Annotated in this window: 10 protein-coding genes; 5 read left to right on the top strand and 5 right to left on the bottom strand. The window is 47.8% G+C overall.

All coding sequences use genetic code 11. The features are described 5' to 3' along the window. Window positions 1-127: 127 nt before the first annotated feature. Window positions 128-535: an ArsR/SmtB family transcription factor gene (locus NG792_RS02470; protein ID WP_261201724.1), complete on the bottom strand. Its 408-nt coding sequence runs from the start codon at window positions 533-535 to the stop codon at window positions 128-130. A gap of 63 nt (window positions 536-598) precedes the next feature. Between NG792_RS02470 and NG792_RS02465 the strand changes: the two genes are divergently transcribed. Next, entirely contained in the window at window positions 599-1,501 is a 903-nt protein-coding gene (locus tag NG792_RS02465; protein ID WP_261201725.1) for a metal ABC transporter permease, read from the top strand. Here the strand turns inward: NG792_RS02465 and aguB are convergent. Both aguB and NG792_RS02455 read right to left on the bottom strand, forming a co-directional pair. Then, window positions 1,479-2,339: an N-carbamoylputrescine amidase gene (aguB, locus tag NG792_RS02460; RefSeq protein ID WP_261234390.1), complete on the bottom strand. Its 861-nt coding sequence runs from the start codon at window positions 2,337-2,339 to the stop codon at window positions 1,479-1,481. The genes NG792_RS02465 and aguB overlap by 23 nt on opposite strands. Window positions 2,340-2,552: 213 nt before the next feature. Next, the gene (locus tag NG792_RS02455; RefSeq protein ID WP_261234389.1) at window positions 2,553-3,608 is read right to left on the bottom strand and encodes an agmatine deiminase family protein; all 1,056 of its coding nucleotides are present in this window, start codon (window positions 3,606-3,608) and stop codon (window positions 2,553-2,555) included. A gap of 80 nt (window positions 3,609-3,688) precedes the next feature. On the opposite strand from NG792_RS02455, the gene NG792_RS02450 reads away from it, so the two are divergent. Next, on the top strand, window positions 3,689-3,850 hold the full coding sequence (locus NG792_RS02450; RefSeq protein ID WP_261234388.1) for a hypothetical protein: 162 nt from the start codon (window positions 3,689-3,691) through the stop codon (window positions 3,848-3,850). A gap of 194 nt (window positions 3,851-4,044) precedes the next feature. Here the strand turns inward: NG792_RS02450 and NG792_RS02445 are convergent, their stop codons facing one another. Continuing rightward, window positions 4,045-4,251 carry a hypothetical protein gene (locus NG792_RS02445; RefSeq protein ID WP_254567947.1) on the bottom strand — a complete coding sequence of 69 codons (207 nt, stop codon included), beginning with the start codon at window positions 4,249-4,251 and terminating at the stop codon, window positions 4,045-4,047. A 162-nt stretch (window positions 4,252-4,413) separates the two neighbouring features. Here NG792_RS02445 and NG792_RS02440 point away from each other — a divergent pair, with 162 nt between their 5' ends. Beyond that, window positions 4,414-5,706 (top strand): aminopeptidase P N-terminal domain-containing protein, encoded by a 1,293-nt coding sequence (locus NG792_RS02440; protein ID WP_261234559.1) that lies wholly within the window; start codon window positions 4,414-4,416, stop codon window positions 5,704-5,706. Between the two features lie 661 nt (window positions 5,707-6,367). On the opposite strand, the gene NG792_RS02435 is transcribed toward NG792_RS02440, so the two are convergent. Continuing rightward, the gene (locus NG792_RS02435) at window positions 6,368-6,559 is read right to left on the bottom strand and encodes a hypothetical protein (RefSeq protein ID WP_261234387.1); all 192 of its coding nucleotides are present in this window, start codon (window positions 6,557-6,559) and stop codon (window positions 6,368-6,370) included. A 422-nt stretch (window positions 6,560-6,981) separates the two neighbouring features. Here NG792_RS02435 and NG792_RS02430 point away from each other — a divergent pair, with 422 nt between their 5' ends. Together NG792_RS02430 and NG792_RS02425 are read left to right on the top strand one after the other, a co-directional pair. After that, entirely contained in the window at window positions 6,982-9,966 is a 2,985-nt protein-coding gene (locus NG792_RS02430; RefSeq protein ID WP_261234386.1) for a hybrid sensor histidine kinase/response regulator, read from the top strand. Between the two features lie 1,252 nt (window positions 9,967-11,218). After that, on the top strand, window positions 11,219-12,319 hold a 1,101-nt coding region (locus NG792_RS02425; protein ID WP_261234385.1), incomplete at its 3' end, for a CmpA/NrtA family ABC transporter substrate-binding protein.

Below are 12,319 nucleotides of genomic sequence, written 5' to 3'. Positions count from 1 at the left end.
GGAGATGGGGAGGATGGGGACGATGGGGGAGATGGGGAGGAAGTTCGTAGTAACGACTTCAGTCGTTATCTTTTCTTAAGTTCGTAGTAACGACTTCAGTCGTTCCCCCTCCGTTCTTATTCATCCCTCATTCTTCGTCCAAATGTTCCGTCACTGCCTCATAAAGACTAACCACATGATTATCTTGAAGTCGATAATAGACCCGGCGTCCTTCTTTGCGATAACTAACCAGGCGAATTGCTTTTAAATTCCGCAATTGATGGGAAACAGCGGATTCAGTCATTTGGACCATTTCCGCTAATTCGTGAACGCACAGTTCTTTTAATGCCAATGCGGATATAATTCGCAAGCGATTGGCATCTCCCAGAAAGCTAAAAAACTCCGCCATCCGTTGCGCTTTGTTTTCATTCAATAGCTGATTTTGGAGAGTGGTGATATTCTCCAGGTCGATCGCGTGTTCGGAGGTGCATTCGAGTTCATCGGATTCCGGTGGGTTGTCCAGGGCCATTTTATCGGTAGAATAGTTAACTGCCATCGTTTTGGTTTAGGGAAAATATCACTAAAAAACTTGAATCCTTGATTATTCTTTCAGATATTAATGATGATAGCGAATTTATTGGAAATCTTCAACCCGGTTCAGGGATATTTACTTCTGGGGAATACCCCCATCGCCAACTTACTGGAATTGCTAAATTTCCCTTTCATGCAGCGGGCGATCGCCGGTGGGGTCTTAATGGGAATTCTCGGCGGGTTCCTCGGCACTTTTGTGATTTTGCGTCAACTCTCGTTTTTCAGTCATGCCGTAGGACATTCGGCGTTAGTTGGGGTCGTCTTAGGAGTGTTGTTGCAAGTCAACCCGAACTGGACGCTGTTACCCTTTACCCTGGTATTTGGACTCTCCTCGCTGTACTTAATCGAACGCACCAAATTGCCTAGCGATAGTGTGTTTAGTATTGCCGTTTCTGGGGCCTTGGCAATTGGGGTAATTTTGACCAGTTTTATCCCCGGATATCGGGGGAATTTAATGGCGGTATTGTTTGGGGATATCCTGGCGATCGGGCAAACTGATATCTTCTTAATTGTAGGATTGCTGGTTGTCAGTTGTGTATTTTTATTTTCAACTTGGCGGCAGCAAATTTTACTCACCCTGAATCCGGAACTGGCCCAAGTTCAAGGCGTAGCGGTGCAGATTCATCGCTATTTATTTGTTGCCTTACTGTCTTTGACTGTAGCTATTTCTATCAAAGCAGTGGGAATTTTACTGATTAATGCTTTTCTGGTGATTCCCGCAGCAACGGCCAAATTACTGACTCATCATTTTACCCTGTTTATTACCCTTTCTGTGATAGTGGGGGCAACCAGTTCTCTGGTAGGAATGCTAGGGTCAGGACTGTTTAATGTTGCCTCGGGCCCTAGCATTGTGGTGGTGCAATTTTTAGTATTTTTGGCCGTTTTGGGCGGGAGTCAAATCCTCCACCTTATAGGGTTCCGTCGGCAGTAGAGAGAACGCCATACAGTTCCGGACGGCGATCGCGGAAAAAGCCAAAAGAGGCGCGAGTCCGGGCGATCGCATCCAAATCAAAGCTGGCACAAATTACCCCCGGGCGATCGCGGTCTAATTCTACCACCTTATCCCCCCGTTGATTCGCAATAAACGAATGACCATAAAAGGTTTGTCCCTCCTCCGTCCCGATGCGATTTGCCGCCACAACGGGGACAATATTCGCCACCGCATGACCAATCATCACCCGTTGCCAAGGGTCTTTAGTATCTAAATCTGGGTCCAAAGGTTCACTGCCGATCGCCGTGGGATAAAACAACAAATCCGCCCCCATTAAAACCATCGATCGGGCGCATTCAGGAAACCATTGATCCCAACAAATTCCCACGCCAATTGTCCCATAAGTGGTTTTCCAAACTTTAAATCCCGTATTTCCCGGACGAAAATAGAATTTCTCCTCATAACCGGGACCATCGGGAATATGACTTTTGCGATAAATCCCTAAAACGGTCCCATCCGCATCGACAATGGCGACACTATTATAATAAGCGGGTCCAGCTTTTTCAAAAAATGAAACCGGAATCACCACCTTTAATTCTGCCGCTATCTTTTGAAACTGAGCAATCGTCGGATGTTCCTCCACAGGATGCGCCCAAGCAAAAAATTTATCCCGTTCTTCGCGGCAGAAATAATAGCCTTCAAATAATTCTGAAGGTAGGATAATTTGAGCGCCTTTTGATGCAGCTTCTCGGACTAATTCAGTGACGCGAAAAACGTTGGTTTCTTTGTCTTCACAAAAGGAAGTTTGTAGCGCTGCAACTGTAACCATTTGAGTCATGTTGGTTAAGTGATGGATAAGGGGTTAAGAGTTGGGCGGGGGTTTAAATCCCCGTGAGCGAATCGCCTCTACCGCTGGGGGTTCAAACGTTGGCGGGCTAATAGCTTGCATTCGGATTTATCCGACTAAAAATACCACTGGATAAAACTTTCTTTCAGTCGTCTTTAGACGACTTTAGCTATTAGGGGGGATTTAAACCCCCGCCGGTGGTTGCTACCTCCTTGCCGGTTGTTGTTGCGTGATGCAGTGAAAAGCACCACCGCCTAATAAAATTGCTTTTGCCGATCGCCCGATGGTCCGGCGAGTGGGGAACAGTTTGGCGATCGCCTCTACTGCTTCTGGATCATACTTTGAGCCGTAGGTGGGAACAACAACGGTACTATTTCCGATATAAAAATTGGCATAACTCGCTGGGACAATTTCGCCACTATCATCGACAATTTTACCCGGCGAAGGAATGCGAACTACTTGTAAAGGACGCCCTTTAGCATCGGTCATTTCTGACAAATTCTGGGCAATTTCCGTGAGGACTGCAGCATTTGGATCATCCGGATCTCGCGGTTCCATGCACAAGACCACCCCAGGCGCAATAAACCGGGCGATCGTGTCAATATGTCCATCGGTATGATCGTTGAGTAAGCCTTGATTTAACCACAAGACTTTAGACACACCAAAAGCAGCCAGCAGAATCTCTTCTAATTCCCCTTGAGTGAGTTGGGGATTGCGATTGGCATTTAACAAACATTGCCGAGTGGTTAAACAAGTGCCTTCCCCATCCACTTCGATCGCCCCACCTTCTAGGGTAATGGGGAAATGGTAACTGGGTAAATTGAGGCGATCGCTAATGCTTTTTGCAACTTCAGCATCACCGGGTAGGAGGTATTTTTCACCCCATCCATTAAAATCAAACCAGACTGTAGCCAGGGTGTTCTCAGTTTCAAAGCGAAAAATTGGGCCAATATCCCTCAGCCAAATATCTCCAAAGGGGATAATATGAAATCGCGCCGCAATCCCTTTTAAGGCAGCTTCAGCGATACCTTGTCCCGCTGCATTGAGGACCAGAATTTCTAACATTTCACCACGACATTCGCCGGAGACAGGATCCGGGTCAGCGATCGCCCAACAGAGGTCCACAAATTCACGACGCGCCGCCTCTAAACTCTCCATCCAGAGGTCCTCATGACTCGGAAAAGCCAACCAACAAGCCTGATGGGGTTCCCATTCAGCAGGCATTCGATACGTCACCACAGGGGGAGTTAGGGTAGTCAAGCGCGTTCCTCCAAAGTTTTTCTCCTCTATTGAATATTTTAGAGGATGGGGGGATGGGGAGGATGGGGAGGATGGGGAGGATGGGGGAGATGGGGGGATGGGGGAGATGGGGAGGATGGGGAGATTGGGAGGATGGGGGAGATGGGGAGGATGGGGGAGATGGGGGAGATGGGGAGGATGGGGGAGATGGGGAGGATGGGGGAGATGGGGAGGATGGGGGGTTATGCCAAATCTGGTTATAACAAGTCGGTTTTCTGTATTAGCCTGCGTAGGCAGGCTTTGTCTGCAAGTGTCCCACCCTTGAGGGTGTGGATTTTTATCGAGATATCAGCACCAGATGGAGTATTAGCCATAAAAATAAGGCCGGTTAGAAACCTGCCTGGATGCTTGTAGTGGATGTTAAATTAGTTAAAATTGATGGAACCGCCCTAGAGCGTTAGCGCCTTTCTAGTAGAGGCATGGCCAATTTGGAACCTGCTTCGCGACGAATACAGCCGGTATTGAGAGCATCCCAGAGTTTTTGCAGCGAGTCTAGATCCGCTGACTTACAACCTTTGGTGGCGAGGACTTGGCGGATTAATGCTTCGGACTCAACGCTGAGGCATCCGGTTTTAAATGCAGATTCTACCAGAAAGTCAATCATAAAAGCTACTGCATCCTCTTAAAAAAATTGTAGATTCCCTAATGTTACTTTGCGCTATTTTGCAGGAAACCAGGCCGATCGCGATCGGGAAAATCTGTGATAATAAACACTTGTATCCTGTGACAGCAATCACTGAAAACCTCGTTTGATTAGAAAATGACCATGATCGAAGCAGCAGAATATCAGCAACGACGGCAGGCACTGATGGAAAAAATCGGCAGTGGGACCGCGATTTTTCGGAGTGCGCCGATGGCAGTTATGCACAATGATGTGGAATATACATTTCGGCAAGATAGTGATTTTTACTATTTAACCGGGTTCAATGAACCCAATGCGGTGGCGGTGTTGGCACCCCATCATGAAGAACATAAATTTGTGCTGTTCGTACAACCCAAGGACCCCGAAAAAGAGGTGTGGACGGGATACCGGATGGGGGTGGAAGGTGCAAAAGAACGCTATGGTGCAGATGAAGCCTATCCGATTAGTGAACTGGAAGAAAAGTTACCGCAATATTTAATTAAAGCCAGTTGCATATACTATCACCTTGGGCGCGATCGCCGGTTTAATGAAACAGTTCTAACCCACTGGCAGCGGTTGATGAGAACCTATCCCAAGCGGGGAACTGGACCCGTCGCAATTCAAGATTCAGGGACGATTTTACACCCGTTGCGCTTGGTAAAAAGTCCGGCAGAATTAGAACTGATGCGAAAAGCGGCAGAAATTTCAGTCAAAGCGCACATTCATGCTCAAGAGTTCGCACAACCCGGGCGATATGAGTATGAAATTCAAGCAGAAATGGAGCATTTATTTCGCTTGCAGGGAGGCAATGGGTTTGCTTATCCCTCGATTGTTGCTTCCGGTGGGAATAGCTGCATTCTGCACTATATCGAAAACGATCGCCAACTGCAAGAGAACGATCTATTGCTGATTGATGCCGGTTGTGCCTATGGGTATTACAATGCCGATATTACCCGAACTTTTCCCGTGAGTGGTACGTTTACCCCGGAACAACAGACGATTTACGATATTGTTTTGGAGGCGCAAAAACAGGCAACGGCCCAAGTGCAACCCGGGAACCCCTACAGCAAAATTCACGACACAGCGGTCCGGGTTTTGGTGGAAGGATTAATGGAAATTGGACTCCTCACTGGAGACATTGAGGAAATTATTAAAGAGGAAAAATATAAACCCTTTTATATGCACAGAACGGGGCATTGGTTGGGTTTAGATGTCCATGATGTGGGAGTGTATCAAAATGGAGAAGAACCCCAGAATTTGCAGCCGGGAAATGTGCTAACTGTAGAACCGGGAATTTATATCGGCTTGGAAACAAAACCTGTGGAAGGACAACCGGAAATCCCGGACTGCTGGCGGGGAATTGGGGTGCGGATTGAGGATGATGTATTGGTGACCCCAGATGGACAGGAAGTCTTAACTGAAGGCGTGCCTAAATAAGTTTGAGAAGCCCAGTTTGGGAAGGGTGGGGAGTGGGGGGATGTGGGCCTATTATGACCACACTCAGGGGGTTTGACCCCCTAGCACCCACCCTTGGCCCAAGAGAAAGGGCGATCGCTCAAAGGTCAAATTTCAGACCTTGTATTCAAACTGTACCTTCCCAGTTCCCCATCATTGGTCCCTGAATTAAGGCCGAAATTGGGTTAGTTAAACCCGTAGAACTTTCAGGGGAGTTCCTGTTCCCTCTGGGTTGAGACTGACTCCCAATGGGTTCCCATCACACCGGCGATTTTTTATCCCTATCTTCAGGTTTCCACTGTACCCGGTCCTCCCCCGGTATTCACCTAAAATATGGGGTTTTCCATCGGGTTATACATTTTTGGTTTAAGTTGATGCAGATATTAAACGAACAATGTGGTATGTAAAGGCGCATTTTCCCCCCTTGAATGGAACGGTTAGTCTGATTTAGACTGATAAGGATCTAAATCAGTCCAAGAACTTGGCGAGGGGCTTTTCCACCCATTTCTTCCTCTGGGGGGTAGAGAAATAATCGAGACTGACGCTCTTTTTTCAATCAGACCCTTGGAAAAATTAGCGACTCCGATGAATTCGGCCAAAAACAGTTGACAAAAAAGTTAAAATCTTGTATGGTTAACAGATCTCAAATAAGCCCCCTGGTAAGTAAGATTACTGCTTGTGCGCCGCCTTGTTCTGCTGTGGTTCCATCTGTAGCAGCGATGTCCATTGTGACGAACCCGAGGTGGATCGGGGTGTAACTGAAGGGGTCTCCAAAGTCTAGTGCTGTGATAACGTTGAAATGGGGGGGATAGCGATCGCCCAGAGTGGTTAGCAAGACTAGCCATCCTAAACTGATCGAACCGAACGGAAAGCATGAGAACGGAAGGAAAGCATTAGAAGAGATGGCTCAGAAATGGATGGAACGGCTTAAACACTCAGGGTGGGGAATAGTCCGCATCACTACGGAACACCACCTCTTAGACGGACTCGATAGTCTGGGCCCAGAGGCAGGGCTATCCCGTTGTAGAATGAACCGACAAACCGATTGTTGATGTATTACCCTTAGAAAATAGGTCCGATTTAGCCGAAGGAATTCCCAGGAGTAGCGATCGCCCAGAGTAAATCTGCCCATCCAAACCCCTGCGGTAAAAGGACCTACAATTTCCCCTTCTGATTAACCCCACTCTCCTAAAACAGAACTCAAGCCAAATCCTCTATCTCCCTATCAGCCTTCAAGAGATCAGCGATCGCAAAACTATGGAAGAAGAACTCCACCGTCAAGAGCAACAGTTCAAATCCCTGGCAGACCATGCCGCCGATGGAATCGCCCGTTTTGATCGCCACCTTCGCCACGTTTACATTAACCGGGCTGTAGAAAAAGCAATAGGGATACCTGCTGAAGCCATTCTCGGCAAAACCCATCAAGAATTAGGGATTCCAGAACCCCTTGCCCGCCTATATCAACAGCACTTGCACCACACCTTTGCCACCGGCTGCGAATGCTTATTTGAATACCACTTCCAAGGAGGCGAGGGAATGCGGTTTTTTCAAGCAAAGATCTTTCCAGAAGTTGTAGCAGAGGGTACGGTAGAGTTTGTCCTGAGTATTTCTCGGGATATAACGGCGTATAAACGAGTCGAGCAAGCCTTTCAGAAAACTGAATCGCGGTTTCGTCGAATTTTTGAGTCCAATATGATTGGCATGGGCTTTTGGGATATCACCGGCCAGATTACCGAGGCCAATGATGCCATGATTGAGATGTTAGGCTATACCCGAGAAGAATTTGAAACCCAAGGACTCTCCTGGGAAAGCATCACCCCACCGGAGTATCATCAGGCAGATGGGGAGGCCAGAGCAGAAGCCTTAATTCAAGGATATTGCACCCCTTACGAAAAGGAATTTATTCGCAAAGATGGCACGCGGATGTCTTGCATTAGTGGGGGAGCCGTGTTTGAGGATACCGCCGAAGAAGGGGTATTTTTTGCCCTCGACCAGAGCGATCGCAAGCGCACGGAAAACGCCCAACAGTATCTCTCCGAGGCGAGTACCATCCTCTCCAGTTCCCTCGATTATCAGACCACCTTAGCTACCGTAGCCAACCTGACGGTACCTCACCTGGCCGACTGGTGTACCGTCTCTGTAGTTGCAGAAAATGGCAAACTCCAACTCCCGATCACCGCCCATAGCAATCCTGAAAAAGTGGCCTGGGCCAAAGAACTTAACCAGAAATATCCCGTGGATCTCGACGAACCACGGGGTTTGCCCGAAGTCTTACGGACCGGAATGTCTGAGCTATATCCCTATATTCCTGAACAGTTGCTGATAGAAGCGGCCAAGGATGAAGAACATTTGCAAATTCTCAGAGAAGTCGGGTTTAGTTCCGTGATGATCGTCCCTATGATTGCCCGGGGACGGTCCGTGGGAGCGATTTCCTTTATCGCTGCTGAATCGGGCCGTCGCTACGATCGCTCCGACCTGAACATGGCCGAAGAACTGGCCCGACGCGCCGCCCTCGCCGTGGATAATGCCCGACTCTACGAACAAGCGCAACAAGCAAGGCAGATGGCAGAACAGGCTGCAGCGCGAACTGCGCGCTTACAAGCAGTCACCGCTGCCCTGTCCGAGGCACTCACCCCCAGTGAAGTGGCCGAAGTGGTCGTTAATCAAGGGATTACATCCCTTGATGCGAAAGCCGGTACCCTGGTCATCCTTGTCGATAACAACCAGATTTTAAAGATGGTCGGCGCGATCGGTTATCCCCAAGAGATGCTAGAGCAATGGCAGAATATCCCCATTAATGCACCCGTCCCTTTAGCGGAATGCGTGCGGATAGGGGAACCGATTTTTCAAGAAAATTTAAGCGATTTAAGCGTTCGATATCCCACCCTGGCCCAACTTCCAAGGAAAGTACAACATCAAGCCTTAGCATCACTCCCGTTAATTTTACAGGGACACCCCATCGGGGCGATGGGGCTAAGTTTTGCCCAGGCCCGAGAGTTTTCCCCAGAAGATCGAGCCTTTATGGTGGCATTAGGGCAACAATGCGCCCAAGCGATCGCCCGCGCTCAATTATATGAAGCCGAACAAAGTGCCAGATCCCAAGCGGAAACGGCCAATCGGGTCCGGGATGAGTTTATCGCCGTCTTGTCCCACGAGTTGCGATCGCCCCTCAATCCGATTTTAGGCTGGACCAAACTGCTGCAAATTCGGAAATTCGATCAAGCCAAAACCTTACAAGCCTTAGAAATTATCGAACGCAATGCCAAGTTGCAATCGCGACTGATCGACGACTTGCTGGATATTTCCCGGATTTTGCGCGGCAAACTGACCCTCGAAATGCTTCCGGTCCATTTAGGAAAAATTATTGAATCCGCCCTAGAAACGGTCCGCTTAGCGGCAGAAGCCAAGGGAATCCGAATCACCACATTCCTGCCGATGGAGGAGCTAGAAGTGTTAGGAGACCCGAACCGCTTGCAGCAGGTGGTGTGGAATTTGCTCTCAAATGCGGTTAAGTTTACTCCCGAAGGGGGACAGGTCACCCTTCGTCTGCGATCCATCGGCCATCTTGCCCAGATTGAAGTGTACGATACAGGTCGAGGAATTGCGCCGGAGTTTCTTCCCTATGTTTTTGAGTATTTCCGGCAGGCGGATAGTAAAACCACCCGGTCCTTTGGAGGGTTGGGTCTGGGTTTGGCGATCGTTCATAACCTGGTCCAATTGCATGGGGGTTCAGTACAGGCCCTCAGTGATGGAGAGGGGCATGGGGCAACCTTTACCGTGACCCTCCCCTTGATCTCCTTGGGTTCTACAGTTCCCGAAGAGTCGCTTTTACCCGAGAGTGAGCTAAGTTTAGCGGGGATTGCCCTGGTGGTGGTGGATGATGACCGCGATACTCTAGAGTTTTTGGAATTTGTACTCCAGGAGTATGGTGCTAACGTCCGGGCAGTGAGTTCTGCACAACAGGCGATCGCCGCCATTGAAAAGTGCATTCCCGATTTACTGTTGAGCGATATCGGAATGCCCCAAATGGATGGGTATATGCTGATTCGGGAACTCCGACAATGGGAAGCACAACGGGGGGGTTCAATCCCGGCGATCGCCCTGACTGCCTATGCCGGAGAGACGAACCGTCAGCAAATCCTAGAAGCGGGATTTCAGCAACATCTGGCCAAACCCATTCAACCCACCGAGTTAGTCCAGGCGATCGCCTTTTGGGTGTCTCAACATCAGCATTCCCACTGATTTACAAGAATAAAGAAACCCTCACACTTCATGGAGATATAACACCCGTTATATCAAGTCCCGTGGATTAACCTCAAAAACCATTTCTTCCTCTTCTCCCCCCTCCTTTGCCCGGATCGGGGGAAAGGGGGTTAGGTCCCTGTGGGTAAACGAGCGAATATAAGATTATTCATGAGAAGTTATCCTCCAGAGAATTACTCCCCCAACAGCATTTAGGTGATAGTGCCTAGGTTAATTCTCCCCCTTTACTCGCCCTGTTCCAAAATAATTTTAGGTTACCTTAGAAACTTTGACCCATTCTCTAGGGCTCGGCGCAATGCAAGCTCAACCCACTGCTCATTAGCCGATTCATTAGATTGTACCCAAATTTGGGGAGAAAATGAACAATATTTTTGCTTTTTCCCACGGGTAAAAGTGGCCTGATTCCCTCTCTTTGGCCTGGGTTTATTGGGTAAAAGTGCATCCTTCTGCTAATAACAACTCTATTAAACCCGGATATTTAAACCCGGAGGAATTTAAGGCCACCGTTGCCGAAGGGTATCAAGTGACCGTCACTGGGGATCCGGGGAAATTATACTTACTCTGCTTTCCTCAAGTCGGTTTTCTCTTTTAGCTGGCATCCTCCGGCTAATTCCGTGGAGCCAAACCCTTGAAGCGGTGGGTTTTTATAGACCTTTTAATACCCGATGAGTATTACAACAGCCCAGAACTAAACAATGGTGTCTCTAGGAATATTAAATTCAGCATCTACTCAGGTGGCAGAGGCGATCGCAATACTTTCTCCTCTTGCTTGACCTAACGCCGTGAGCCTGCATGGATGAAATAAGAGACTTCTTACAAAATGATAAAAAGCCCATAGGCATTTTTAAGGGGGGGCGGGGGATCACTCTTTTTTTTGGCAAACGGTCTAATCCACTATATGTAGAAAAAGCAATACTTTCTCCCCCTGCATATAGTAGTTAATTCAGATATTGGGGTCAGTTCTATCCCCGAAGATTTATAAGTTATACCTATAGATTTGCTGTTTCCTATGATTTAAAATCATCTCTTTACTTATAAAACATTTAAGCTTATCATAAATGCCAACAACGTAAAGGAAACTTTACGGAACACTTAATCCCGAGGATTTTCAGCGGTTACTTTGTACTGTTGATTATTTTATTTTCTCTGAAAACTGTCTTTAATCCCCGGCTTGCAGTAAGCCAAATTAGCTGACTGATTCAATCGCTTTTATCCATCGAAGGGAACTACTATGAGTCAATTTTCACGACGTAGATTTTTATTTACTCTAAGCGCTAGTGCCGCCGGTTCATTGTTCCTCAAAGGTTGTTTAGGTAATCCCCCAGAAGCGAGCAATACGACAAATAGTAGTTCTTCTACCCCAGCCGTTGCTCCCGTTAGTTTGAGTCCAGAAACCACCCCAGAAACCAACGGTATTAAGCTCGGTTATCTGCCAATTGTGGAAGCAGCCGCCTTGATTATTGCCAAAGAAAAAGGCTTTTTTGCTAAATATGGCATGACGAATGTGGAGGTTTCAAAACAAGCCAACTGGGGTTCAGCCCGAGATAATGTAGAAATCGCTTCGGCTGGGGGAGGAATTGATGGGGGGCAGTGGCAAATGCCCATGCCTTACTTAATTTCCGAAGGATTAATTACTAAAAACAATGTCAAAGTGCCGATGTATGTCCTGGCGCAACTGAATACTCAGGGCAATGGAATTGCGATCGCGAATATTCACAAAGGCAAAAATATTGGTTTAGATTTAAAACCGGCCCGAGACTATATTATTGGTTTAGCCAGCACCGGAGTTCCATTTAAATTGGCCTATACCTTCCCCCGAGCGAACCAAGATTTTTGGGTGAGATATTGGTTAGCAGCCGGAGGAATCGATCCCGATAATGATGTGAGCTTAATTACAGTTCCGGCGGCTCAAACCGTTGCCAACATGAAAACCGGGACAATGGATGGGTTCAGTACCGGGGATCCGTGGCCCGATCGCATTGCCAAAGATGGGATTGGGTTTCTGGCCACCTTAACTGCGGATATTTGGGCTTGTCATCCCGAAGAATATTTGGCAATTCGGTCAGATTGGGTCGATCAAAATCCCAAGGCGACCAAAGCCTTATTAAAAGGATTAATGGAAGCTCAACAATGGTGCGATCGGCCAGAAAATCATGGGGAACTGGCCTCAATTTTAGCAACCGCAAATTACTTCAATGTTCCGGCATCAGTTATAGAAGGTGCTTTCGCTGGAAACTATCAATTAGGAGATAACTTAGCACCCCTGAGCGATCGGACAAAAGCCGTCTTATATTGGAAGGATGAAAAAGGCAGCGTTTCCTATCCTTACAAG

This window comes from Laspinema olomoucense D3b, from assembly GCF_025370785.1.
Classification (GTDB): Bacteria; Cyanobacteriota; Cyanobacteriia; order Cyanobacteriales; family Laspinemataceae; genus Laspinema; species Laspinema olomoucense.
Note: the sequence above shows the minus strand (reverse complement) of the source record. Positions and strands in the feature narration are given on the sequence as shown.